At 61.6% G+C, this 25,158-nt stretch carries 19 protein-coding genes and 1 pseudogene; 15 read left to right on the forward strand and 5 right to left on the reverse strand.

The window, feature by feature from the left end; all coding sequences use genetic code 11:
- Positions 1-505 precede the first annotated feature (505 nt).
- The gene (locus tag ACLBXO_RS28425; protein WP_447687495.1) at positions 506-1,339 is read right to left on the reverse strand and encodes a tetratricopeptide repeat protein; all 834 of its coding nucleotides are present in this window, start codon (positions 1,337-1,339) and stop codon (positions 506-508) included.
- A 1,102-nt stretch (positions 1,340-2,441) separates the two neighbouring features.
- Between ACLBXO_RS28425 and ACLBXO_RS28430 the strand changes: the two genes are divergently transcribed.
- The 10 genes from ACLBXO_RS28430 (at position 2,442) to ACLBXO_RS28475 (ending at position 8,108) form a co-directional block, all read left to right on the forward strand.
- Positions 2,442-3,953: a hypothetical protein gene (locus tag ACLBXO_RS28430; protein WP_447687496.1), complete on the forward strand. Its 1,512-nt coding sequence runs from the start codon at positions 2,442-2,444 to the stop codon at positions 3,951-3,953.
- A gap of 112 nt (positions 3,954-4,065) precedes the next feature.
- Positions 4,066-4,266: a hypothetical protein gene (locus ACLBXO_RS28435; RefSeq protein ID WP_447687497.1), complete on the forward strand. Its 201-nt coding sequence runs from the start codon at positions 4,066-4,068 to the stop codon at positions 4,264-4,266.
- A gap of 29 nt (positions 4,267-4,295) precedes the next feature.
- Complete coding sequence (locus ACLBXO_RS28440; RefSeq protein ID WP_447687498.1) at positions 4,296-4,769, forward strand: hypothetical protein; 474 nt, start codon at positions 4,296-4,298, stop codon at positions 4,767-4,769.
- A gap of 3 nt (positions 4,770-4,772) precedes the next feature.
- Positions 4,773-5,573 carry a phage head-tail connector protein gene (locus ACLBXO_RS28445; RefSeq protein ID WP_447687499.1) on the forward strand — a complete coding sequence of 267 codons (801 nt, stop codon included), beginning with the start codon at positions 4,773-4,775 and terminating at the stop codon, positions 5,571-5,573.
- Positions 5,567-6,052 carry a hypothetical protein gene (locus ACLBXO_RS28450; RefSeq protein WP_447687500.1) on the forward strand — a complete coding sequence of 162 codons (486 nt, stop codon included), beginning with the start codon at positions 5,567-5,569 and terminating at the stop codon, positions 6,050-6,052. Before ACLBXO_RS28445 ends, ACLBXO_RS28450 begins: the two co-directional genes overlap by 7 nt.
- Positions 6,049-6,501, forward strand: a complete 453-nt coding sequence (locus tag ACLBXO_RS28455; RefSeq protein ID WP_331315778.1) for a hypothetical protein — start codon at positions 6,049-6,051, stop codon at positions 6,499-6,501. Before ACLBXO_RS28450 ends, ACLBXO_RS28455 begins: the two co-directional genes overlap by 4 nt.
- A 14-nt stretch (positions 6,502-6,515) precedes the next feature.
- Positions 6,516-6,746 (forward strand): hypothetical protein, encoded by a 231-nt coding sequence (locus ACLBXO_RS28460; RefSeq protein ID WP_447687501.1) that lies wholly within the window; start codon positions 6,516-6,518, stop codon positions 6,744-6,746.
- Between the two features lie 26 nt (positions 6,747-6,772).
- Positions 6,773-7,510 carry a hypothetical protein gene (locus ACLBXO_RS28465; RefSeq protein ID WP_447687502.1) on the forward strand — a complete coding sequence of 246 codons (738 nt, stop codon included), beginning with the start codon at positions 6,773-6,775 and terminating at the stop codon, positions 7,508-7,510.
- On the forward strand, positions 7,507-7,908 hold the full coding sequence (locus ACLBXO_RS28470) for a hypothetical protein (protein WP_447687503.1): 402 nt from the start codon (positions 7,507-7,509) through the stop codon (positions 7,906-7,908). The genes ACLBXO_RS28465 and ACLBXO_RS28470 overlap by 4 nt, the downstream gene beginning before the upstream one ends.
- An 11-nt stretch (positions 7,909-7,919) precedes the next feature.
- Entirely contained in the window at positions 7,920-8,108 is a 189-nt protein-coding gene (locus ACLBXO_RS28475) for a hypothetical protein (protein WP_447687504.1), read from the forward strand.
- A gap of 1,043 nt (positions 8,109-9,151) precedes the next feature.
- Here ACLBXO_RS28475 and ACLBXO_RS28480 read toward each other — a convergent pair.
- The gene (locus ACLBXO_RS28480) at positions 9,152-10,090 is read right to left on the reverse strand and encodes a hypothetical protein (protein ID WP_447687505.1); all 939 of its coding nucleotides are present in this window, start codon (positions 10,088-10,090) and stop codon (positions 9,152-9,154) included.
- A gap of 844 nt (positions 10,091-10,934) precedes the next feature.
- Between ACLBXO_RS28480 and ACLBXO_RS28485 the strand changes: the two genes are divergently transcribed.
- The 4 genes from ACLBXO_RS28485 to ACLBXO_RS28500 are packed head-to-tail and all read left to right on the forward strand — an operon-like array spanning position 10,935 to position 17,928.
- Positions 10,935-14,111: a glycoside hydrolase family protein gene (locus ACLBXO_RS28485; protein WP_447687506.1), complete on the forward strand. Its 3,177-nt coding sequence runs from the start codon at positions 10,935-10,937 to the stop codon at positions 14,109-14,111.
- A gap of 30 nt (positions 14,112-14,141) precedes the next feature.
- Positions 14,142-16,457 carry a baseplate megatron protein TIM-barrel domain-containing protein gene (locus ACLBXO_RS28490; RefSeq protein WP_447687507.1) on the forward strand — a complete coding sequence of 772 codons (2,316 nt, stop codon included), beginning with the start codon at positions 14,142-14,144 and terminating at the stop codon, positions 16,455-16,457.
- Positions 16,454-17,065: a DUF2460 domain-containing protein gene (locus tag ACLBXO_RS28495; RefSeq protein ID WP_447687508.1), complete on the forward strand. Its 612-nt coding sequence runs from the start codon at positions 16,454-16,456 to the stop codon at positions 17,063-17,065. Before ACLBXO_RS28490 ends, ACLBXO_RS28495 begins: the two co-directional genes overlap by 4 nt.
- Positions 17,062-17,928, forward strand: coding sequence for a DUF2163 domain-containing protein (locus ACLBXO_RS28500; protein ID WP_447687509.1), 867 nt, complete (start codon positions 17,062-17,064; stop codon positions 17,926-17,928). The genes ACLBXO_RS28495 and ACLBXO_RS28500 overlap by 4 nt, the downstream gene beginning before the upstream one ends.
- A gap of 95 nt (positions 17,929-18,023) precedes the next feature.
- Here ACLBXO_RS28500 and ACLBXO_RS28505 read toward each other — a convergent pair whose 3' ends face one another.
- The 3 genes and pseudogenes from ACLBXO_RS28505 to ACLBXO_RS28515 all read right to left on the reverse strand — a co-directional run bounded on the left by ACLBXO_RS28505 (position 18,024) and on the right by ACLBXO_RS28515 (position 23,548).
- A complete protein-coding gene (locus tag ACLBXO_RS28505; protein ID WP_447687510.1) occupies positions 18,024-20,186 on the reverse strand; it encodes an ABC transporter ATP-binding protein/permease in 2,163 nt (720 codons plus the stop codon).
- A gap of 675 nt (positions 20,187-20,861) precedes the next feature.
- Positions 20,862-21,517 (reverse strand): annotated as a pseudogene (locus ACLBXO_RS28510) (transposase); the annotation flags it as partial.
- A 96-nt stretch (positions 21,518-21,613) separates the two neighbouring features.
- The gene (locus tag ACLBXO_RS28515) at positions 21,614-23,548 is read right to left on the reverse strand and encodes an adenylate/guanylate cyclase domain-containing protein (RefSeq protein WP_447687511.1); all 1,935 of its coding nucleotides are present in this window, start codon (positions 23,546-23,548) and stop codon (positions 21,614-21,616) included.
- 1,131 nt (positions 23,549-24,679) lie between these two features.
- Between ACLBXO_RS28515 and ACLBXO_RS28520 the strand changes: the two genes are divergently transcribed.
- Positions 24,680-25,156, forward strand: coding sequence for a hypothetical protein (locus tag ACLBXO_RS28520; protein WP_440763022.1), 477 nt, complete (start codon positions 24,680-24,682; stop codon positions 25,154-25,156).
- The last annotated feature ends 2 nt before the right edge of the window (positions 25,157-25,158 follow it).

Here is a 25,158-nt window from a genome sequence, read left to right on the forward strand (position 1 = left end):
GATCACCGCCCATTGCTCATCCGAGAGCCAGAACAGGTCCGCCATCACCGCCTCCAGGCCGCAGAACGGCCGCCTGGAATCACAAAACGACAGACCCCGCAACGGCTTGGTTCGGTTCACACCCTAGAACCGCGACGAAGATCAGGCTCGCACCACAAAACAGCGCCACGCAGACCATCGCCCAATCTCCTCAACTACCAGTTGTAAAATCGCGCAACACAGTTAACGAATGGTTAAGCTTGGGCGGTCGCGGCTCAGACAAACTCTGGCTCTCCTCTTTCGCGTGTGCGGAACGGTTCCGGCAACAGGATCAAGCACTCATGTCCGAGACCATTGCTCATGTCCCGGCGCGTTATGAGCGGGTGCACCGGCGTCCAGGTTGATAGCCATCTACTCAACGCACCCGGCATTGCCAGCAAGCGACACGACGACAAACGATACGAGCCTCTGCCATATACGGAATTCGAGCTATCCCGCGCCTCGATTGGGTCCGGCCGCTTGATAATCAGAGACCGTATGATGAATAGTCCTTTTCAACATTCGCATCAATTTTAACGGCTTTCGCGATATCGATATCGCCACCTTCTTTGTCCCCGCCCAATCTTTTGGCCAGTCCACGGCCATACAACGCCCCCGCCGTCTCTTTCAGCTTCAGAGCGGCGCTATAATCGGCAACTGCTTTGTCATAGAGGCCCAATTTAATATTCACCAATCCTCGGCTATCAAGCGTGTTCGCTTCATCTGACTTCAATTTCAAAGAATTATTGCAATCTTCCAGCGCGCCCTCGAGATCTGTGCCCGTGGTTGCGCGTAGCCAGCACCGGGAATTATATATATTGGCATTATCAGGATTGAGATTGATCGTGCTGCCATAGTCTTTCAGCGCCTGATCGAAATTGCCCTTCAATTCCATGGCGGCAGCGCGGTACTGATAACCGAGTGCATTGTTGGGATCGGACTTGATTGCTTGATCGAATTCTTTGACTGCCTCGTCGAGGTTGCCCTTTGCTTTTAGAATCTCGCCGCGCCCTACGTAAGCCATCGAAAAATTTCGATCGAGTCGAATGGCTTTGTCGAAATCCTTCAATGCCAGATCGAAATTTCCTTTCTCGGCCAGGAGCGTGCCTCGATTGAAGATGAAGATCTTCAAAATGGCGCCTCGCCAGAGGCCGGAGTCGATGACAGCATTGCAGGCCGCCAGATCTGCTTCCGCATTTCGCTCACCGCCATGCGGTTGGCACTGATTGATCTGCGCTCGGGTAAGCGGCAATGCATTGGCATTGGCGATGAAAAGGATCATAAATCCAGCGACAGTGATCGATTTTCTGCCAAAATTCATGATACCTTTAGCTCCGAATTTTGTGTTGATCGAGTGTTCCGCTGTTACGCCATGATGAATTGTCGGCCTGCGGTCTACATATGACAACTATATCCATAATTGATTGCAATATTTACCAATTAACCCTATTGTCTATTTATCAAATAGGCTCTATAATTTGACTAATATCTACAAATCAGCAATACGACGCCAAATAACGTCAACTCTACGGCCGGCCACATCAACCGATGTGCCATGAATGTTGGTCGAGGTCCCGACAGGGATATCGAATGGTATTGTGATTTCGGCTCCGGGAGGCACACGCATCCCCGTCACGAGTTCGCCACCGTCAGGAAACGACAGGATTGCAGTTCCCCGTGCGCGGCCGCCTTCCTCGACATAGCTGCCGCGATAGATACCGCCGCCTACGTCTAGGCCTGCCACCTTTCCGTTGGCGAGCGCTAGAGAGCCGGACGCTTGGTCAGTGCGCGCCTGGAACTCAACTCGAAAAAAGCCGCCCATCACAGCCTCGTAACCTTTCTGTCGCCTTGCTTAAGAATGTCGTTTTGTAACTCCGCCAGCTTGGCCAACGACGAGGATTTCGACTGGTCTGATCGGTCCAATTTGATCGCGTCTCTTCGACATTCCTTCTTTAGATCCGATGACCTCAATGTCCTTAAATTCTGAACTCCGAGCGGCGTGATGGCTGCGTTTTCGACTGCGATCTTGTGGATAAACATTAAGTGGCAGTCACCCCGAAGACTCGAAAACGGGTTGTGCTTGCGAGCAGATTTGACAGAGGCTTGGAGTTACAGTCGGTGCCTATCGGCACACATCGAGGCCAGAGTGGCTCCTAGGGCTGTGTTCGGTTCGATCCATCCGCTGCTTGGAAACGGACCGGCAGCGATCCACTCGAGGCAGATTGTCGGTCTGGAGGCCGACAGCCTGACTTAGACCGTCCGGCACTGGACCGACCATTCTCGACGCACCGCGGGTCCGGGGACGGATCGCGCGCGTCCCCCGACGGGCCGCAAGGCCCACCATCCCCCTTACGTCCGATGTCGCGCGCCCCGGGGACGGGTCAGCGCCGGCGCGGCCGTGCATCCGAACCGGATCACGACCCATGACGCAGCATGTCGACGTCCTCGCCCTCCTCAAGGAGGCGCAGTCCAAGCCTCTCACCGACCCGATCCTGGCGCAGCTCGGGATCGATCTGCAGAAGTCGACCTTCGCGCAGGGCACCTCGCCGACCTCCGGCCTGACCTTCTACGACCTCGAACTCGGCGCGAAGTCGCTCTACCCGGTGCTCACGCCCCTGCGAAACGCGATCCCGCGCGTTTCGGGCAAGGGCGGCATCCAGGCCGCGTGGCGGGCGATCACCGGCATCAACGTCTCCGGGATGCGCATCGGCGTCTCCGGCGGCAACCGCGGCGGCGTGCAGGTCGTCGCTACCGCCGACTACACCGCCAGCTACAAGGGCATCGGCATCGAGTCGAATGTCGAGTTCGAGGCCCAGTACGCCGCGCTGGGCTTCGATGACGTGCGCGCCATCGCCGCCCGTACCGGGCTCCAGAGCCTGATGCTCGGCGAGGAGGCGATGCTGCTCGGCGGCAACACCTCGCTCGCGCTCGGCACCACGCCGACCCCGACGCTGTCCGGCTCCGCCACCGGCGGCGCGCTCTCTGAGCGAACCTGGTCGGTGATCGCCGTGGCGCTGGCGCTCGACGGCGTGATCAACGGCACCGTCACGGGCGGGATCCAGTCGACCATCACCCGCACCAACGCGGACGGCTCGACCGACGTGTTCGGCGGCGGCGCGGCGGCCCGCTCGGCGGCCGCCACGGTCGCGACCTCCGGCGCCACCGGATCGATCGCCGCCTCGGTCACCCCGGTGCCCGGCGCGCTCGGCTACGCGTGGTTCTGGGGCGCGGCCGGCGCCGAGGTGCTGGGCGCGATCACTACGATCAACTCCGTCCTGATCACGGCCGCGGCCGCGGGTACCCAGACCGCCGCCTCGCTCGGCACGGTCGACCGCTCGACCTCGGCCCTGTCCTTCGACGGGCTCCTGACGCAGGCGTTCCGGCCCGGCTCCGGCGCCACCATCCTCACCCTGCCGCCGGGCCCGGCCGGCATCGGCACGCCGCTCACCGCTGACGGCGCGGGCGGCATCGTCGAGGTCGATGCGGTGCTCAAGTCCATGTGGGACCTCTACCGGCTCTCGCCCGACACGATGTGGGTGAACAGCCAGGAGGCGCTGAGCATCTCCCGGAAGATCCTCACCGGCAACGCGAGCTCGGCCTACAAGTACGAGATCGCGGTGACCCGGGACCAGCTCGGCGGCGGCTTCATGGCCCGCACCTACCTGAACCGCGTCTCGATGGCGGGCGGCTCGACCCTCGACATCAAGGTCCACCCGAACCTGCCGGCGGGCACGATCCTGTTCACCACCGGCACCCTGCCGTACCCGATCAACAACGTCGGCAACGTCATGCAGGTGCGGACGCGGCAGGACTACTACCAGATCGAGTGGCCGCTCCGCTCGCGCAAGTACGAGTACGGCGTCTACGCCGACGAGGTGCTGCAGCACTACTTTCCGCCGTCCCTGGCTGTGATCACCAACATCGCCAACGGCTGAGCACCCATGGCCGCGCCACTCGCCCGCATGTTCCCGCCCGGGGACGGGCGCCCGCACGTCACGGTCGCCAACGGCCGCCCCCTACCGGGGTACGGCCGGCACCGTCCTCGACGTGCCGGTCTTCGACGCGCAGGTTCTGGAGGCCAACGGCTGGATCCGCGCTGGTGCGCACGCGCTATCCGGCCCGACCGCGGGACGGCCGAGCGCGCCCCTCGTCGACCAGCTCTACTTGGACACCACCCTGTCGCTGCCCGTCGTCTGGGACGGGCTGGCCAAGGTCTGGCGCAACGTCTGGACCGGCGCCCCGGCCTGACGCCCGCCCCTCGCAGCAGGAACCTCGACATGATCAAGATGCGCGCCCCAGCGGGGCTGACCGGCTTCTCGCACCAGGGCCATTCGTTAGAGCCGGACGAGGACGGTGCGGTGCACGTCGACCCGCGCCATCGCCGCGCGCTAGAGGCGCACGGCTTCACGCCGTGGGTTGCGCCGGGCCCGGCTACAGCTTCGGTTGCCATGTCTCTCGGAACGCTCGACCAGGACCGCGCCCGGCTGGTGGCGCTGTTCACCGAGACGGTCGCGGCGATGCCCGACGAGGACGTGGCGCGCATGATCGCCGAGGCGGATCAGCGCCGGCGCCTGGAGCAGGAGGACGCCGAGCGGATCGATCCGGCCAAGGTCACGGCCGCGGACATCGACGTGATGAAGCGCCACGAGTTGTTCGCCTTCCTGAGGAAGCGCGGCATCCGCGTCGTGCCGCCGGTCGACAACGACACGCTGCGGGCCAGGGCCCGGGACGCCCTGGCGCCCGCCGCCTGAACCATGATCTGGCCGAGTCCCCACGACCTCGTGCGGCTCGCCGATCTCGGCGTGCAGGAGGATGCCGATGGCTCGGTGCAGCGCCTGATCACGGCGGTGAGCCGCATGATCCTGGCCGCGCTGAACCGCCCCGCGATCCTGCCGCGGCGCTACACCGAGGTTCGGACCGGGGGAGCGGCTCGCATCCTCCTCGCCAACTGGCCGGTCACGGGGATCGAGACGGTCACCGTCGGTTCGACCGCGATCGTGGCCGCCGAGGACGCCGGATCGCGCGGCGGCTACACGCTTCAGCCCGCCGACGAGGCCCCGCCCGGCCGGCCGCAGGTTCTGACGCTGCCAGCCCCGCCGGGCTCCGCGGCCGTCTCGGTGGCGTACACGGCCGGCTACCAGATCGCGGTGGGGCCCGTGCCGCTCCCGGGGAGCGCGCCGTGCACGGTGTATCCGGACCAGCCCTACGGTCCTTGGGCCTGCGATCTCGGCGTGGCCTTCGGCACCGGCGCGGCGCTCACCCAGGTCGAGCAGAGCCCCGCGCAGGGGCAGTACGCCGTCAATGACGCGGGCGGCTACCTGTTCTCGGCCGAGGACGTGGGCGAGGCGGTCGCGATCACCTACGGCTACGTCCCGGCCGATCTCGCCAACGCCGCGCTGGACTGGATCCGCGACCGCATGGCCTACGCCGAGCGGATCGGGATGCAGTCCAAGTCGCTCGGCGGCCAGGAGACCGTCTCGTACCGGATCGCGGCCGTGCCCGACTTCGTCTCGGCCGCGCTGCAGCCCTACCGCGCGGTGGTGCCGCCGTGCTGACCGAGATCCAGGTCGCGGAGACCCGGGTGGTCGCCCGGTTCGACCGGATGCCCGACACCGTCCGCGCCGAGATGGTGAAGGCGGTCCAGGTCGAGCGGCTGGTGCTGGAGGCGCTGATCAAGCGCAAGCTCTCCGGCGAGGTGCTGAACGTGGTCACCGGCCGCCTGCGCCGCTCGATTGTCTCGGATGTCGAGCAAAGCGACGACGCGGTGACCGGCACGGTGAGCCAGTCGGGCGACGTCAAATACGGCGCCCGCCACGAGTTCGGCTTCACCGGCGCGGAGACGGTCGCGGCCCATGTCCGCACGATCACGCAGGCCTTCGGGCAGACAATCGCCCCGCGCGCGGTCGACGTGCGCAGCTTCACCCGCACCGCCAACACGCCGGAGCGGTCGTTCATGCGCTCGTCCCTCGCCGACCGGGCCGAGGCGATCGTGGCGGCGCTGAAGGGTGCAGTGGCCCAGGGGATCTTGAGGTGACCGCCCCGCTCGGGCCCCGTAACGCGGCGGTCGTCGCGCTCCAGACCGTCGTGGCTGGCGCCTATCGCTGGAAGTCGGGTCCGACTCGGCGCCTGAAGCTGTTCGCCGACGTGCCGGCCACGCAACGCCCGGCCGTGTTCCTGCACGAGGGCGGCGACGAGAGCTACGCGTGGTCGTCCGGCGCGGTGCCGCGGCGGACGATCGAGGTGAAGATCTTCGTCTACATCGACGCGCGCGACCCGCGCGTGATCGGCGCGGCGCAACTCAACGAGATCATGGACGCCCTCGACCAGGCTCTCGCGCCCGCCGGCGCCGACCTGGCGCTGGGCCGCACGACGCTCGCCGGCACCCCGTACATGGTCCGCATCACGGGCCGGCCGGTGAAGGTGCCGGGCGACCTCGACGGCGACGGCCTCCTCGTCGTGCCCGTGGCGATCGAGCTTCCCTGACCGAGGAGATCCCTATGGAATCCGAGCTCGATCCGGGTGCCGCCGAGGCGCCCGAGCCCACGCCCGTGCGCGGGTACGGCCCGCCGATCCGCGGCGACACGCTGGCGGCGCGCATCGACAACCTGCACGCCGACATGCTCGGCGGCACCGCGCTCGGCGACCACACCGCGCTGTGGAACCTCGTCCACGCCTTCAAGGAGCGCGTGAAGGCGCTGGTCGCCGAGATCGAGCACGCCGCGCCCTGACCCCCACGTCCTGAGAGGAGACCCGCATGTATTCCTTCGGCTCCGGGGTCCTGATCGGCACCCGCACCGACATCGCCAACGCGACCCCGGTGAACTTCGGCCTCGTCCAGGAGGTCACCATGGACGAAACCGCCACGATCAAGGAACTCTACGGCCAGCAGCAGCACCCGCTGGCCATCGCCCGCGGCACGATCAAGACCACCGGCAAGGCCAAGGTCGCCCGGATCTCCGGGCTGGCCATGGCCTCGCTGTTCTACGGCGTCACCCCGGTGCCGGGGCAGCTCATGACCGCGTTCGGCGAGTCCGGCACGATCCCGGCCGGGTCGCCCTACACGGTGACGGTCGCCAACGCCGCGACCGCGGCCGACGATCTCGGCGTGCTGAACGCGCTCACCGGCCTGCCCTTCACCAAGGTCGGCTCCGCACCGGCCGCCGGCCAGTACAGCGTGGCGAACGGGGTCTACACCTTCGCCGCCGCCGACCAGGGCAAGATGCTGCTGATCAACTACACCTACGCGCTGGCCGGCGCGGGCCAGCACTTCACCGTGACCAACCAGCTGCTCGGCACCACGCCGACCTTCCAGGCGCAGTTCTACACGACGTTCCAGGGCAACGCGGTGAACGTGCGCTTCAACAACTGCACGTCCTCGAAGCTCGGGTTCGGCACCAAGCTCGAGGACTTCGTCATGCCGGAGTTCGATTTCAGCGTGTTCGCGGACGCGGCCGGCAACGTCGCGACCTGGTCGTTCGGGGATGTCGGATGAGCGCCGATCCGCGGCCGCTTCCGGCCACCATCACCCTCGGCTCGAAGACCTGGATCGTCCGGCCGCTCACCCTGCGCCAGGTCGAGGCCTTGGAGCCGCTGGTGGCGCGCGGCTCGGGCGAGAGCCCGTTCGCCTACGGTCTCGCCGTAGTCAGCGCGGCGCTCGCCCGCGACCACGAGCCGGACATCGCGACCCTGCGCGATCTCGAGGCCACGAGCGCCGACCTCGCCGAGGCGACGCGCGCCGTGCTGATCCTCGCGGGCTACCTTCCCAGTTCCTCCGCGGGTGCCGACCCGGGGGAAGCGCGGGCGGCGCAGGGCGCCGCCTCGACCTCGACGCCGTCTACGGCCGGATCTGCACCGTCACCGGATGGTCGCTCGACACCGTCAGCGAGCTGACGCTCTGGGACGTGCGGCGGCTCTACCGCTATTGGACGGCTCATCCTCCGATTCACGAACTGGTGGCGGCGTTCATGGGCGTGAAGGCGCCAGCCGATCCGCCACCGCTGGCCGCGGCGGCTGCAGCCGCGGCCGACGACCCGAGCGGCATCGGCGCGATGATCCTGCGTTTCCCCGACGGGCATGTGAAGGCGCAGTAGGGCTATAGGTTGATCAGCTCGCTTCTTGGACGAACCGCTTATAAGCCGTGGAGAATGTTTTGATGATCCGCTTGGCGGTAGCCGCTTGCGCCTAAGGTGCGGCTCGATAGCGGCTTAAATGAGTGAGAGAGTGACAAGGTCAGCGGTCAATCACGACGATTGATAGTACCCGATTGTTGTAGATTGCAAGATGTGCTGCAAAATGAACCGGTTACTTTGCGAGAAGGGCTCTGCGCACGGCTGGTGCATTCCACAAGTAAGTTGCGATCTCAAATCTTCAGGCTTTACCGAAATTGAGCGCTGGCTCTGTCTTGCAGGAAAACGGAATGCAGAGGTGTGAGGGGAGAATTTACTATCATTGATGTTTCATTATGTTGCAATCTTCATCGCGTAATAAAATGTAACGAAATCGAATTGACCAAAAAAGCTATCAATCATGCTGCTGATGCAAAATCTCTAGTTTTCTCCGGAAGTAAAAAGTAATTCTACAAATTGTTCGTACGAATGTATATATGCTCTCCAAAACCATAGCGTATAACGCCGAAAACAATAGGAAACGAATCAAAGATTTGGCCCACTCCACAGTTGTAGACAACTCCTTAGCGTAATCAGACAAATAATGACTCATCAGACTCGATAGTAAATCGATCGACGATTTTGAAAATCCAGGCATCATCGTGAGCAACGCCAAGAAAACCGACAGAATTGAGACTAAATTGAAGTAAGAAATATTGCTGAATATCTCACTCGAAAGGTTAGTCAGCCTTTTGGACCTCAGCGCGCCTTCAATGGAGGATGGGTCGTGATTTGGCGTCATATTAGATGACGACAGCAAAAAAAACAGTACATTGAACCCGAAGCCAGCCAAGATAGACTGCGCCGTTATAATCGCACCGACAAAATTATCGTTCGGCTCGCTACACAGTGCGGCGCAGATTGCACTGATAGTGAGGATCAAGACGAAATATAATGACCTAGACTGAGATTGATTTGTGCTGTAATCGTAAAAAGTTTCACGATTATCTATGTATATTTTGCTAATGCTAAACATTTTCGCTCTTCGCGATAATTCCCTGAGTTAGTACCCTGATCATCTCGTTTTTTGTTTGCGGCAGGTCTGGGTGCCCGTCAGTATCCAGTTGCACGTTGATCGGGAATTTCGTTGCGAAATTCCCGTCGTCGAGCATATATATAGTTTTGGTTCGACCATTTATCTTTGCAATAATAGTGCAATCGCTTATATCGGTGTCTTTGACATCCATGAGTTCGTTCTGATTTACGACGTCGGCTACAACTTTCTGAATATCGGCATTTCTTCTGCCAAAATACGGAAAAATCTTTTCCGAGACTTCTGTCTCAAAGCCATCATTTTTGCTTTGTTTTTTGAAGGTGACTATAGAGTCTTGTTGGAAAGGGTTGTATTTTGCGATGGATGATGATTGACGTGAAAGAGTAACTCGAATCTCTTTTGCCTCTGCCTTTTTGAGACTTAAGGTGTCGGACCGGAAGGTTCTAGACTCAATATCCTCATACTTGGGCAACATGCGTTGAATAGTGTTTTGCAGTGCAATGTAACCGCCATATTGCCCTAAATACTGCGAAGCTATATAAATTCGTCCGCCTTCTGAAAGATATAATAAAAAATGGAATGGGCGCAAACTAACGCTTTCTGCTGGGATTTTTCCTTTGTGAGTGTTCTCAAAAGCATGTCCTGAGTACGGATTTTTGAACGTTCCGCTGATCGTGCGACTATTCTCTCTAGTTAAATTGAGTAGTATAATTTCTGAGCTAAATCGGAGGCGATCGACGCTTTCTTGGTCATCAAAATCGATCGGATCTTGATCCTCCATATTTTCTTGCAGATGATCGAAGTCGGCCATAGAAAACGGTATAATTTTAGTTTCACCCTGTTGATCCGAGCGCCTGCGAATCAGGTAGTGAAAACTTACTGATACACTTTCCTTTTTCACTCTACGTGGCACGTCTCAACCTCTTATTCATTTATTTTCAGTCGGGCTTTTCAGCTGATGCCCGGGCGTGATGCAACCATGAGTTATAGAGCGACTGGCTGGCTCTCGCAAGCTTTGCGGCCAATTCATGCCCGGTCATCTCGACGCAATACAATATGGGCTGTTCTAATAAATTCCATAATTTCGCAGTAATATAATTCATAGATCACGCATAGGCGATACTAAATGAGTTTTTCCTGCCTTCTGCGGAAGCACAAATACCTTGAATTATTAAAATTTTGCATCTTGATGATGTGATATTAACCCGACGATGACCTATGCAATGATACATGAAGCCGGTAATACAATCTTCACTAGCGAGAATTTCTGTATTTATTATCGACTTGTCGATTTTTGTATATTTATTAGACGTGCAATCAATTCTAATGTACAAAATATTGCTTGTGAATTTTCGGAGTTCGGAGCTTTACGTTTTGAAACAATTTAAAAAATCGCTGCTCTTCTGATAAAAGCTAGCAACTCGTCGAAAATCGAAAGGGTGAGCTGTTCCCATTCTTCGCCAACAAGGATCGCACGTAACGACTAGAGGTTTTCCGCAAACCGCTCGACGATGGCCGCCGTCACCGAAACGAGTAAGGTTCGGCTCGTATGGCTCGGTGCAAACCTCTTGATGAAGATGACGGTGCGTTCCAGCTTGCGGACAACCCGCCCATAGTTGGTCCTGGCTCGGAGCCGCCAGTCGTTATTTTCGAAGTAAGCTTTCGCTTTTTAGGTTTTGCCACCCGAAACCCACCCGTCGCAAAACCACTTACAGCAGCCGTTCGCCCGGTAGAGGCAATCGCATTCGAGCTCGACCATGGCCGACGATATCCAGGTCCGCTTCGGCGGCGACGCCGGCGGCATCCGCGCGGCCGCCGATCAGGCCAAGGGCACCATCCAGGGCTTCGCCACGGCGGCCCGAGGCCAGAACGCGACCGCGCGCCAGAGCTATGACGAGCTGAAGGCCGCCATCGATGGGGCAACCGCATCGCTGCGGCAGATCCAGGCCAGTGCCGAGAACACGTCCGCGCTCGCCACGCAGGCCCGCGCCGTGGCGGCGCTGGTCGCCGCCTACGAGGGCCTGCGCGCGGCCGATGAGGCCGTGTCCAGCGCGACCGGACGGACCTACGCGGCCGTCGGCACCGCCATCGCGGCCACCGCGACCGCGGCCCGGTCTGGCGCCACCGCGCTGGTGGAGTACGCCTTCAACGCGCTCTCGGCCTCGCGGGCCCTCGACGTCACGGCCCTGTCGACGCAGGGGCTCACCGGCGCGATCGAGCGGCAGCGCAGCGCCTTCCAGGAGTGGCGGCGCGGCTCGCAGATCTACGGCTCCGGCCTGCTCGAGGTCGAGGGCCGCACCGTCGCGGCCGCCGGCAACATGGACCGGCTCCAGGCCGCCGCGCAGGCACGCGGCTTCGAGAACGCGACCCGGATGCTCCAGGCCTTCACGCTGGAGCTGACCAAGGTCCCGGGCATGACCGACCAGGGCGCGGCCTCGATCGAGGCCATGCTCGCCTCGGTCCCGAGCTATACCGGCTCGGCCAACGCCTCGATCGTCTCGCTGATCGCCATGATGGCCTCCTCCGAGGACGAGGCGAAGCAGATGGCCTCCGCGCTGACCGGGGCGCTGCGCGACCCCGCCGCCGCCGGTGGGCCGTATCTCGCGGCACTCGGCGGCGTCTCGCGCGAGCTGCGCGCGCAGTTCGACCTCGCCCGCCAGAACGGCAATGCCAACCAGATGCAGGCGGCGATCCTGTCCGCCCTGGTCGAGCGCGCCCGCGCCTACGGCAACGAGATGACCCGGTCGTTGCAGGAGCAGCTCAAGAGCTATTCGGCCCTGGGCCCGCTCGCCGGCCTGTTCGCCTCGCGCCTGCGCGGGCAGGTCGACGAGGCGAACCGGGTCACCGAGGCGCTGGAGAAGCAGCTGGAGACGATCGAGCGCCGCAACGCCACCCTGGCGCGGACGCCGCTCGACACCAATCAGCTCACCGACGCCACCGCGAACCTCCTGGGCAACACCGCGCAGGCCGGGATCGATCAGGCGACCGGCCGGATCGACCTGCTGCGCCAGCGCCTCCAGGGCGCGACCGGCGACGCCGCCGCGCTGATCCGGAAGTTCGAGGGGTTCAGCAACGCGGCCTACCGTGACAACGACGGCCGCTTCCGCGTCGGCTACGGCTCGGACACGACCACCGGCGCCGACGGCCGCGTCAGCCCGGTCACCGCCGACACCGTCACGACGCGGGAGGATGCCGAGCGCGATCTCGCCCGCCGCCTCGTGGCGTTCCAGACCGAGGCCGCCGCGCAGGTGGGCGCGGCCTGGCAGGGCCTGTCCGATCGGGCGAAGGCCTCCCTCACCTCCGTGGCCTACAATTACGGCTCGCTGCCGCGCGATGTCGCCGCCGCGGCGCGCAGCGGCGACGAGGGCGCGCTGGCCGCCACCATCCGCGGGCGCTCGGGCGACAACGGTGGGATCAACGCCGGGCGGCGAGCGCAGGAGGCCGACAACATCACGGGCGGCGCCACGGCCGAGGCTTTGCGCGCGCAGCTCGACCTGCGCCAGCAGCTCGCAGACCGGCAGGCCGGCGGCAACGCCCTCGACCGCGAGGCGCTGGCCACCGCCCAGGCCAACGCGGCGGGCCGGCGCGACGAGGTCGCCGCCCAGGAGCGGGCGAACGACGCCCTGCGCCGGCAGCTCGACGCGACCACCGACCTCTCGGCCCGCACGGCGCTCCAGACCCGGCTCGCGCAGGGCGAGGCGGCGCTCGCCGAGAAGCGCGTCGCGCTCACACGATCCGAGGCCACCCTCCAGACCGCCGAGATGGAGACCGGCTCGCGCGAGCGGCTGCGCATCCTCAACGACGCCCTGACCGTCGAGCAGGGGCTGCACGCCCGCGGTACGGCGGCCTGGAACCAGCTCGAGGCCCAGAAGATCGCCAACACCCGGGCGGTGGAGCAGGCCGAGGCGCAGGAGCGCGCCACCGCCGAGGACACGGCCTACCAGAACGCCAAGCGCGTCCTGGAGGATCGCATGCGCGACCTCCGCCAAGAGGCGCAGGAGCGCGGCCTCAGCTTCGCGGAGCGCCAGGCCGAGACCGGCGCGGTGCTGGGGCAGATCGAGGACCTGGAGCGCGAGCACCAGCGCAAGCTCGCCGAGATCTGGGGCCAGGGCACGAGCCAGTACCGGCAGGCGATGGCGCAACTCGACCGGCTCGCCGCAGAATCGGCGAGCCGCCGCGCGCAGGCCGAGCGCGAGATGCAGAAGGCCGAGTACCAGGACACGAAGCGCACCTACGAGCAGATCGGCTCGACGCTCACCGGCAACGTCTTCAGCGTGATCCAGGGTCAGACCACGATCGCCCAGGCGGCGCGCAGCACGGCGCTGTCGATCGTCCAGAGCTACGTGCAGGCGCGGGTGAAGCTGATCGCCGACTGGCTCGCCGGCGTCTCGGCCCACCAGGCCGGCGAGGTCGCCAAGACGGCGGCCACCACCGCGGGCGTCACCGCCCGGACCGGGGCCGAGGAGACGGGGGCGGCCTCGGCGTTCGCCACGCAGGCGGGCGCGATGGTCAAGTCGATCATGGCCTCGGCCTCCGAGACCTTCGCGGGCATCTTCGGCTTCCTGTCGCCTTTGCTCGGCCCCGCCGCGGTCGGCCCCGCGGCCGCCGGCGAGGCGACGGTCGCGGCCGCCGCCGCGGCGATCCCGTCCTTCGCGGTCGGCGCGTGGTCGCTGCCCAACGACATGGTCGCGCAGGTGCACAAGGGCGAGATGATCGTGCCCGCCGGTCCCGCCGGCGCGCTGCGCGCGGCCATGGGCGGCAGCCCGGCCCCGAGCCTCGCACTGAACCACACCACCCAGATCAACGTCTCGGCCGTGGACGGTGCCTCGGTGGCGGATTTCTTCCAGAACCACTCGCGCCCGCTGATGCGGGCGATCAACCAGGCGGTCCGACAGGGCGCGCATCTCGGCCTGTCGCGGCTGGGACCGGGCTGAAGCGGCCGCGCTGAGGGGCCAATCTGCGCCGTGATCGACTACATCACCGGCTTCAACCTGCTGCCCGCGACCGGGGAGTTCGGCTACGACCCGCTGCCCTACCGAGCCTCGCGGTGGCCACCCTCGGCGGCCGAGCGCCCGTTCAAGCCGATCAACACCTACGCGGCGCCGGGCTCGGGGCGCACGGATTGCAGCCTCGCCCTCGACGCCCTGACCGAGCAGGTGCCCGGCTGCACCACGGTCAACCTGCTCGTGGCGTGGTTCGGCTCCTCGGTCGACGCGCGCGTCTGCAAGATCTACCCGTCGACGATCTACCTCGACGGCTCGTTCCAGCGCGTGGACGGGCCCGAGCCGGTGGAGGAGAACTGGCAGGTCTCGGGCCTGACGCAGCTGTCGCGGGGCCCGGGCGGCGCCCCGATCCTGATCCCGATCACCACCGTCGACGGCCACGCGGTTTACGGCGGCACGCCGTCCGACCAGAGCGTGGTGCGCTGCCTGCGCGACCTGAAGGCGCGCGGCTACCGCGTCGTGTTCTACCCGTTCCTGCTGATGGACTGCCCCGGCTTCCCGTGGCGCGGGCGCATCGGGCTCGACGCGGACGGGACCGCGGCCGCCGCCGCGACGGTGGCCCGGATCCTCGGGCCGGCGCAGCCGTCGCAGTTCACCCGCGATACCGGTCGCCTCACCGTCGACTATGCCGGCCCGGCCGACGACTACACGTTCCGCCGGATGATCCTGCACTATGCGAACCTGTGCGTGCTGGCCGGCGGCGTCGACCTGTTCCTGCTCGGCTCCGAGCTGCGCGGCTTGGAGGCGATCCGAGGTCCGGGCTGGACCCGGGCCGGCACGACCGGCACCGACGGCACCGTCACATGGGACTACCCCTTCGTCGACGGGCTCGGGCGGCTCGCCGACGACGTGCGCGGGATCTTCGACGCGGCCGGCCTGACCCGGGACGCGGCGGGCCTGCACAACCTGATCACCTACTCGCCGGACTGGTCGGTGTGGATGGGCGTGCAGCACTCCGGCGAGGCCGGCCAGTGGCCGCACCTCGACCAGCTCTACGGCCGGGACAGCATCGACCTCGTGGCCTTCGACAACTACCTGCCGCTGTCCGACTGGACCACGGCCGGCGGCGGCCTCGACGCGGCGAACTGGACCGCGTCCGCGCCCGACCGGAGCCGCTGGCCGCCCGGGCCCGACACGATGAACGGCCTCGGGCTCGCGGGCGAGCCGACGCTCTATTCGATGGCCTACCTGAAGCGGAACATTGAGGGCGGCGAGAAGTACGACTGGTTCTACGCCGACTCGGACAATCTCGGGATCGGCCTCGACCCGCTCGGCTCCGATCAGCAGGTGTCGCGGCCGACCGGCGACCGCGTGACCCAGACCCGCAGCCGGTACTATCCGGGCCAGGAGATCCTGGCGAACAAGCAGCTGCGCTGGTGGTGGAAGAACCCGCACCGCGCCGTCTACGACGACGGCGACGGCCGGGGCTGGGTGCCGCGCGGTCCCGCCACCCGCTGGGTGCCGCTCTCGAAGTCGATCACCACCGTCGAGTACGGCTTCGGCTCGATCGACCGCGCGACCAACCAGCCCAACGTGTTCTACGACCCGAAGAGCACGGAGAGCTTCACCGCGTTCTGGTCGGTCTGGGACAGCGCCGACGGGGCGACTTACACGCCCCGGCGGGACGACACGCTCTCCGCGATGGCGCTGCGGGCGGTCCACGAGTACTGGTACCACGACGGCCACAACGAGGTCTCGGCCGCCGGGCTGCCGATGCTGCAGACCGCCTTCTTCGCGGTCTGGAACTGGGATGCGCGGCCGTTCCCGACCTTCCCGCTGCGCTCCGACGTGTGGGGCGATACTCTCAACTGGCCGGCGGGCCTGTGGGTCAGCGGCAAGGGGCCGGCGCTGCCGCCGCCGCCGCCCGACCCGTCACCGGTTCCGGGGCCGTACCCGACCTTCCCGGCGCTCTCCGGCCTCGCGTGGTCGGTGCGCTACGCGCCTGTGTTCCGCACCGGCGCGGCCGCGCACGTCTCGGGCCGGGAGGCGCGGGCGACGCGCGTACAGTCGCCGTCCTGGGAGATCGAGCTGGCCTACGACGTCCTGGCCGGCGGCGGCTTCGCGATGAGCGGGCTCGCCGGTGACTTCGCGCGCCTCGCGGGCTTCTACGGCCAGGTCGCCGGACGCGCCCTGCCGTTCCACATCGCCGTGCCGCCCGAGCTCGGGGCTGGATCGAGCCTGCTCTGCCGCTTCGCCGACGACGACCTCGATCTGGAGCACTTCATGGCGCTGCTGTTCGCCACCCAAGCCTTCCGGCTCGTGAGCGTGCGCGGGTGAGCGAGGTCCCGCCCGCTTTCCCCGCGCTGCCGGGCCAAGGCTGGTCCGTGCACAAGCGCCCGACCTTCGCGACGCGGCTCGCCCCGCACGTCTCGGGCCGGGAGGTGCGCGCGAGCCTCTACGCGGCGCCCTTGTGGGAGTTCGAGGTGACCTTCGACGGGCTCGCCTCGGGCTCGGCCTTCCCCGGGCTCGGCGCGAACTCGCTGCAGGCGCTGCTCGGCCTGTTCCTGCGCTGCCAGGGTCGCTTCGGGACCTTCCTCTACACGGATCCGACCGACAACGCGGTCGCGGGCGGGCCGATCGGCGTCGGCGACGGCCGGTCGCTGGCCTTCCCGGCACACCGAACGCTCGGCGGCTTCTCCGAGCCGGTCGGCTGGATCACTGCCCTGCGCGCCGTCACTATCGACGGCGCGCCAGCCGACGGCTGGAGCCTCGCCGCGCCGAACCGGATCGTGCTGCCGGCCGCGCCGGCCGCGGGCGCCGTTGTCGGGGCCGCGTTCAGCTTCGCCTACCTGTGCCGCTTCCTCGACGACGTGCAGGACTTCGAGAACGTCATGGCCGGGCTGTGGAAGGCGGAAGGGGTCAAGTTCCGGAGCGTGCGCACGTGAGGCCCGCCGATCCTGCCCTCCTGGCCTACCTCGCCGCGATGCGCGCGCGGGCCGACAAGCGGCTGCTGATGGCCGACTGCTTCACCTTCACGCTGCTGTCCGGCCTGATCCTCGCCTACACCGACGCTGACGTGCCGATCTTGCTGAACGGCACCACCTACCGCGCCGATTCCGTGCTGGTGGACGGGCTGCGCTACCGCTGCACCACCGGCCTCGACGTCGACCAGCAGCGGATCACGGTCTCGGCGCGCCCGACCGATACGGTCGGCGGCGTGCCGTTCCTGGTAGCCCTGCGCGAGGGCGTGTTCGACGGCTGCACGATCCGGCGCGACCGGGCCTTCCTCACCGCCTGGGACGCTCTGCCGATCGGTGGGGTCACGCTGTTCACGGGGCGCCTGGCGAGCGTCGATCAGGTCGGGCGCACCGCCGCGACCCTGACGGTGGCAAGCGAGCTGACGCTGCTCGACATCGATCTGCCGCGCAACGTCTGGCAGCCAACCTGCAACCACACCCTGTACGACACCGGCTGCCGGCTCGTGCGGCAGGCCTACGCCTCCGCCGGGGCTGTCGGTGACGGGGCGAGCGCGACGTTCATCCCCTGGACCGGTGCGAGCGAGGCGCTCACGCAGGGGACGGTGACGTTCACTTCGGGCGGCAACGCCGGGGTCTCGGCCACGATCAAGCTGGCGGACGCGACCGGTCTGATCCTCACCTACCCGCTGCCGGCGCTGCCGGCTCGGGGTGACAGCTTCACGGCCTACCAGGGCTGCGACCACACCCTGGCGACCTGTCGGTCCAAATTCGCCAACGAGGCGAACTTCCGCGGCTTTCCATTCGTACCAACGCCGGAGGCAGCGTTCTGAGAAGGATCGGCTTTGCAGAAAAGATGCAGGACGCCAGATCGATGGTGAAATTTTCTCCTCGATCAATGCGACACTAAGAGTGTAGGGCTCGGATCCTATCGCAAAAGCCGACCAGCAATACCGAACCCGAGACCTCTCATGCCTGCCGACGGAGTGAGCGTACGGTCGCGATGGTTTCTCGATACTTGGCGTAGACTCATTGACGACAGCTCCAAGAAGCGATCATGAAACTGGTTGAGTGTGGAGCGATGTCCGATCGAAACAATCGTAGTATTAGTCAATTTTTCGTGCAAAATTCCATAAATCCTCGCTTCGCATGCCTCATCGAGAGCTGCTGTAGATTCGTCGAGAAACAACCAGTCGGGCTTAATCAGAAGCGCGCGAACAATCGATAATCTTTGCTGCTCGCCACCGGATAGCCGGTTATCCCAACAATCCGCAACGTCGAGCTTATCTGCAAGATGAGAAAGTTCGGCATCTTCCAGCGCCTCTCGAACTACCTTTTCCGGGAAACGCTGCACGCATCGAGGATAAGTCAAAGCATTTCGCAACGTTCCGAGCGGGATGTAGGGCTTCTGAGGGAGGAGCAAAACGGATTGGCCTGCCGGGACTCTGATACGTCCATTGCTGAACGGCCAGATACCCGCAATAGCGCGGAACAAGGTGGACTTGCCTGAGCCGGACGAGCCAACGATCAAAGTCGCCCGATCTTTCGAAAGAGCAAAATCTCCGCCGTCAACGATCTTTCGACCGTCGGGCAACATCAGTGTGAAGTTAGCGGCCTCAACGCCCGCCAAATTCTCGACAACGTCAACCGATCCTACGCCCGAAGCCAAGTGGGCTTCGACCTTCGTCATCGCACACCCAAATGAATGCAGTCGATCAGCATTTGCTCTATAGCTAGCGATTGCTGTATAAGATTCCACAAAGAAAGATAATGAACTTTGTACGCTCCCAAAAGCTTCGGCAGTCTGAGTAAATTGTCCCAGTGTTATTTGTTTTGAAAAGAACGCCGGCGCCGCCAAAACGAAAGGAAAAACACTGCTGATTTGCTGGAACAGCTTGACGAACACAGAAAGCTTTGTCTTTCTTATAATGATTTGGATATAGTTGCGTATGATATGACCAAAGAGATCGTCAAGCCGCAATTTTTCTTGTCTCTCTCCTTTCAAGAGGGCAATTTGTTCGGAAAAAATCCGAGTGCGCGCGAGAGAGAAGCGAAAATCGGCCTCAGCTTGCTCTTGTAGGAAGGACAACTTGATGAGTGGGTGTCCGATGACATGTGTGAGCCAAGTCCCGATCACCGCGTAGCCGATGGCAAGCCATACCAGAAATCCCGGAACGACAATATCGGTAAAGGGGAAGACGAAATCCCGCGAAATATTCCAGAGAATGACGATGAATGATATCAGAGTTGTGGCTTGTGATAGCAATTTTATAGACAAAGATGTCGTCTGGACTATGAAAAGATTGACGTCGTTCTGTATGCGTTGATCCGGATTATCCGCATGAGCGGCTTCGAACGGCAATCTGTAGTGGGTACCGCTGTCGAGCCAACGCTCGTAAAGGCTGCGGGTAAGCCACGTACGCCAACGCAGATGCAAAGACTCATCGATGACGGTATCGAGCATCGAAGTGAAAACGGCCAATGCGGCCAGCGGAATGAAGACCCAAGTTAACTGATACCAGAACGCGGCAATATTATACTCTTGAAGCCCATTAAATAGGTCGCGGGCCAGAAAACTTGCTCGAAGCTGTATGGCCACTTGAGCGAATGTTATAAGAAGCGACAAGCCAACGAGTCGCTGTCCGATCACGCCCTCCGTCGCGCCTAGTAGACGGAAGAGGCTAATATTGCGTTCCGGAGCATCACGATTTGTGAAGTATGGATCTGCGATAAGCGTAACCGTTTGGATTGCCTTAGAATGCGAGATCAAGAGGATAATGAACGCAAATGCGACCGAACCCGTTGCAGCAAAATCTGGCGGCAGGAGCGAAGTGATCGACGATGGAAGCGCGCCCATTGCTCCCAGCAGACCCGCGACGGCCAGTAGGACGTATCCTAGGCCGTAGACGGAAATGAATATTCTCAGGTAGGCCGAGACCTTGTTGGAAGCCAAAAGGATGCCGGCCATCGCGATGCCAGACAACGAAACGTACAGCGGAGTTTCGGGTAAGCCTGGGTGAACAAGTAGGGTGAGAGCCACCACGGCTGTTACCAGCCCTTGAATGCTCACCCGGCTCAAAGTCGAACCCACGATGTGACTTCCTCTCGATATGTTCTGGCGGAGGCTAATCAAGCCAGAGAGCAGGGGACATCATAATTTCTATCTATTTCCAATCACAAAACTGCTCAGAGCCAAAGCAGCAACAAGACATCCCAAAATGAGATAATCTCGAGCGCTCTCCACCCCAACTTCCTCTGCAAATATAGGTAAATTAAAACAAAGATAAGAAGAGACACCGCCATGGATATCATGAAAATAGTGAAACTTGCTGTGATAAGTCCAATCACCCCAGCGACGAGAGTGCTTAGCAAGAAGATAGTCGCCCGCGGATGACTGGGCCCGGATGCAATAAGCGAATGCACAGATCTGTTCCTTTGCTCTGCAGCCAACCGCATACCTTGGAAGAATCCCTCGGATGCTTAGGCCGTTATCCTTCCGTGAAGCGGGATGGCTTGACAAACATCCATTACATACGGACATGCAACTCATGCGCAGAGTGAGACGCCGCCGTCGGTGATGCGTCGCACATCAAATTTTAATTCGCAGGCAGTGCGGTCGCCATTTTCCAGAATTATACCTGAAATGCAGAGTTCATTCTTTACAAACGCCTAACCAACGTTGCATCACGACTGTCCGGTCGTGTTCCCTGGCATAGTGTAGCTGGCTTAGAGCCGCCACCATTATCGGCATTGGCTGGGAGGATGAGGCTGCCAGGGTGGGCAGGCTGACGAGAGGATCATCGCGAGGGGGCGATGCTGTCCTGGGTGATGTAGCGTGAGCGCTCGTCGTTCTGTTGAAGGAGGATCTCGCCCAGGCGGCTGATGGCCGCCGTGTTGGCGAAGATGCCCACGACATCGGTCCGGCGCTTGATCTCGCCGGTCAGGCGCTACAGCGGGTCCGGGCTGCGGAACTCGACCCGGTGTGCGGCCAGGAAGCTCATGTAGGCCAGCACGTATGGATCGGCCTCGTCCATCAGCGCGGCGGTCTCAGGAACGTCCGGCCGGAGTTGTCGACGACGTGCCGCCACAGGAGTCTGTCCGCCTCAGCGTCTCCCTGGGCGAACACCGTGACTGTGAACGCGGAGTCGACACGCTGCCCTATCGCCCGGCATGGGCGAGCACATTGCGCATGAAGTGGACGCGGTAGCGCTGCTAGGTTGCGTTCATGACCCTGGCCACTGACGCGCTGATGCCCTCGTGCGCGTCCGACACGGCCAGCTTCACGCCGTGCAGGCCGCGGCGAGCGTGCTCGCGGAGAAAGTCCGTCTAGAACATCTCGGCTTTGGAAAAACCGCCATCTATGCCGAGCATATCGCGACCGCCGTCGCCGTTGACGCCCATCGCTACGATCACGACGACGCTGGTTTTGCTTCGGCTGTCAGCGACATCAAGGCAATATTTGATACGCCAGCGAATCACAATGTTCTTGATAGAACAAAGATCTAGCGGCGAAAATTTTTATGTGACAAGTTCAAAAACGGTGGTCGAATGGCTGGCGCCCCTAACAGTCACATCGCCGATGTATCTCGTCCGAAATTTGTCTCCAGCGGCGCCTTTTACTGGACTACTGATTAGTATAGTAGTGCCAAAAATCTTATTGAGACCTTCTATTCGGGACGCAACGTTGACCGTATGGCCCAATACGGTGTAATTCATACGTTCCAGCGCGCCCACAGTCCCGACCATAGCTTCGCCTTTGTGAAGCCCAAACCGCGTCGTAAATACCGGCACGCCCTCGGACTTGAACTCCTTGTTCAAAGTCGAAATCTGGTTGGCTGCTTCCAAAGCAGCTGCGCACGCAGCTTTGGCAACGTCGACTCCCTCAGTATCAATCCAGAACGCCATAACACTGTCACCAATATATTTATCGACAATGCCGCCGTGCCGCTCAATCGTCGCGGAGATGGTGCTAAAATATCTCGACAATTGTCCTATTATTCGATCAGGCGGCATCGTCTCTGAAATTGTTGTAAATTCAGATATATCAGTAAACATAACCACGACATTACGCTTTTCTCCTCCAAGCGTCAGGGACACGTCCCGATCTACTATCGATTTCACGAATGACGATGGCACAAATGACGAAAAGGCTTTGAGTGTCAGCTCGAGAGTCTGAACAGCTTTAGATAATCGTCTAATCTCAAATATTCGACTCTCGACTTTTAATGATTGAGAAAAATCGAATGCCACTACCTTTTCAACTTTCTCGGCCAGAGAATGAACTGGACTGGAGACGCGACTAGCTATGAATAATGCGAGTATAAATGCTAAAATCCCGATAGCAGCTTGAGCGATCAGAGACATTCGAATGATTTGTTCGATCGGAAGACGGACTACGCTTTCGGGTAGGGTATTTATAAGTACGAATTTCTTATCGTGCGAATGTAGTGGATAGAAGCCCGTCAAATAATCGCGATCACCTATCCTCATTACATCGGTCAAGCGCGATGAATGTTCTTTAAATCTCTCAAAAACCCGTTGCTTATTTTGAATATCTATCGAGCCCAATGGCAGTAAATCATTGGTCTCTCCCTGGCGCGCTGAGCTTGCCTCAGCAAGCAGTTGACCGTCAGTGTCAAAGAGCATTATCCGCTCGCCGGATATGAATATACAGTCTTTGAGGCTATCTGTTAACGAAGCCAGCGTTATATCGACGCCAAAGACGATACTGTTATTTGATGCCGATCGACGACTTAGAGTCAGCCCGACAAAATCGACATCATCATAGCTATACGGCCCGACGAGCTGCGCTCTCGAGTTTGATTTCCCGGCAATGTACCACGGTCGGGTTTGTGGCGCGTGATATTCTTTGTTGGGTTCCGAGCTAACGACGCGTTGATAATCGGCATTGAGATATATGAAACGAACTTTGTGGCCTGCTGCTGAGCGTTCGGTAAATTGGAGCTCAAATTTTGGCCCGTGCTCGTCAACTATCGCTTCGCCCGTTGTATCGAGCTGTTTCTTGATGCGCCTAGCGAGGCTGTAACTGCCGTCCGGAAAGGCGACAAACACTGCATATGCGGCGGGTGAAACTTCGCGCAAATTGCCAAGGACGCGCGCCAAGGATAGGGATGTCTCTTCGGCCGCGAATCCATATGCGTCAGTCATTGCTAGTGTATCAAGTGCGACATCGGACTTTCCCAATTCGGCTGTAATCTTGGCGAGACCCAAGCTGGAGAGAGCTTCGAATTCCTGCCGTATCTGCTTCTGCCTTAAATCTTTAAGCGTATAATTCTCGGTGAATATGACGAATGCTGTGGTCGCCGATACTATGATAGCAAAAGATATGTAAATAATGGTAGCAAATCCTACGGTGCCTTTTGCGGCGTTTCGAGCACGCGCAATGACCGATCGATACAGTGAAATGACGTGATCTCGCAGACGAATTGTCATTTTGATACCAATTATGTTTCGGTTTTATAGCTGCACGCGTGGTAAGGTCTTTTCCGATTTTGTCGGATGCGCTCCACGACCTCCGGCTTTCATGTTGCTATCCGCTGCCGACGTTCGCCTGGAAGGTCGGGCGCGGCGGATCTCTTGCAAGACCCCGCCCAGTGCGAGCCGTGCGCCAGGTGTGATGTGCCACTTTCACAGTCTCAAATTCCATTTAGCCATGCGGCAACTCAATCGAAGGTATCTACACATCCGAAACCTTAAAAGATGTTAACTTTTCATGTCAGCGATCGGTCAATGTTTGACTCTTATACCTCTCGACTGAATTTTCCTTAAATATGTGAGGTTTAACATTATGCGTATCTTGTTCGCTTCCATTCTCCTTCTAGGTGGTATGGGGTCCGTGACAGCCAGGGACTCTCTGTGCGATCAGTCCAAATATTTTGATTGGACGCCGAGTCAGTCGCGGTCTACAAGCGGTAAATTCTCGAAAGAAATGTTGGATCAGAAGCTCGATAATAATAGATCTGGGGACTGCGTGGAGCGCAGAGCCCCAGAGTACTTGGCAAGGTTTTCTAATTCTGGCGGCAGCAGCTACTCCGTACCAAGTTATTCAACCAATCCAGCAGGACCGGCGATGTTCGGGCCACCATCATCCGATAGCTCGAGGTTTAATTCGTTTCGCGGTACGATTGGCACTCGGTAACGAGCTGACGAGCTGACGATTGATGTTCGCAGGCCGCGATAGCCATACACCAATCTTTCATAAGATTGGCTGTCGACCGTTCGGTGCAGGTCTATAAACTGATCTTCAGATCGTATATGCAGATTTGACGTTCGGCGACATGTTCTTCTGAGTTCACCGGGCGTGAAACCCGCAATTGAGCCGGTTGGCGCCGCCGAACGCATGCTAAGCTGGTTCGAGGATCCGGGCTCGCCGGCTGTGGCTGTGCGAGCCGAAATCTCACGATGCGCCATCGGCGAAGTGACCGGCAGAGCTCGGTCAGCATTTCGGGCTTTCTCGTATAGAGACTCCCAAATCGTAAAGGGTTCCGGATCTGGGTAATCGTGACCGGTAGGGCTCGGCGTATGGCAGCATTCGCGGAGAACGAAGCGCATTGAGGGCTCTGCGTGCTCGCTGAAGATGAGGCGCGTCGCATTCTCGTGCGCGAGGCCCGGCGCTGGCTCGGCACGCCCTACCACCCTGGCGCCGACCTGCGCGGCGTCGGCGTCGATTGCGGCATGCTCCTCGTCCGCGTGTTCGTCGATGCCGGCCTCGTGCCGGCCTTCGATCCGCGCCCCTATCCGCAGGACTGGCACCTCCACCGCGACGACGAGCGCTACCTCGGCTTCGTCTTCGATCGTGCCGCCGAGGTCACGTGCCCGCAGCCCGGGGATGTCGTGGTCTTCCGCTACGGTCGCGCCTACGCCCACGGCGGCATCGTCACAGCGACCGCGCCGCTGACGCTGGTGCACGCCTTCTCGCCGGCTCAGGCCGTGATCGAGGAGCCGATCGCCCGCAACCCCGTCCTTGCCGAGCCGGGCCGGCACCCCCGCTTCTTCAGCCTCTGGGCCGCCCGCGCGACCGCCGAGGCTGATCCGGTCTGAGG

It is taken from the genome of Methylobacterium sp. C33D (assembly GCF_053345825.1).

Excerpts from the sequence above, each read along its gene's own strand:
- ACLBXO_RS28430 (WP_447687496.1), top strand. The coding sequence starts at position 2,442 with ATGACGCAGCATGTCGACGTCCTCGCCCTCCTCAAGGAGGCGCAGTCC.
- ACLBXO_RS28485 (WP_447687506.1), top strand. The coding sequence starts at position 10,935 with ATGGCCGACGATATCCAGGTCCGCTTCGGCGGCGACGCCGGCGGCATC.
- ACLBXO_RS28515 (WP_447687511.1), bottom strand. The coding sequence starts at position 23,548 with ATGACAATTCGTCTGCGAGATCACGTCATTTCACTGTATCGATCGGTC.
- ACLBXO_RS28445 (WP_447687499.1), top strand. The coding sequence starts at position 4,773 with ATGATCTGGCCGAGTCCCCACGACCTCGTGCGGCTCGCCGATCTCGGC.
- ACLBXO_RS28425 (WP_447687495.1), bottom strand. The coding sequence starts at position 1,339 with ATGAATTTTGGCAGAAAATCGATCACTGTCGCTGGATTTATGATCCTT.
- ACLBXO_RS28440 (WP_447687498.1), top strand. The coding sequence starts at position 4,296 with ATGATCAAGATGCGCGCCCCAGCGGGGCTGACCGGCTTCTCGCACCAG.
- ACLBXO_RS28465 (WP_447687502.1), top strand. The coding sequence starts at position 6,773 with ATGTATTCCTTCGGCTCCGGGGTCCTGATCGGCACCCGCACCGACATC.
- ACLBXO_RS28470 (WP_447687503.1), top strand. The coding sequence starts at position 7,507 with ATGAGCGCCGATCCGCGGCCGCTTCCGGCCACCATCACCCTCGGCTCG.
- ACLBXO_RS28460 (WP_447687501.1), top strand. The coding sequence starts at position 6,516 with ATGGAATCCGAGCTCGATCCGGGTGCCGCCGAGGCGCCCGAGCCCACG.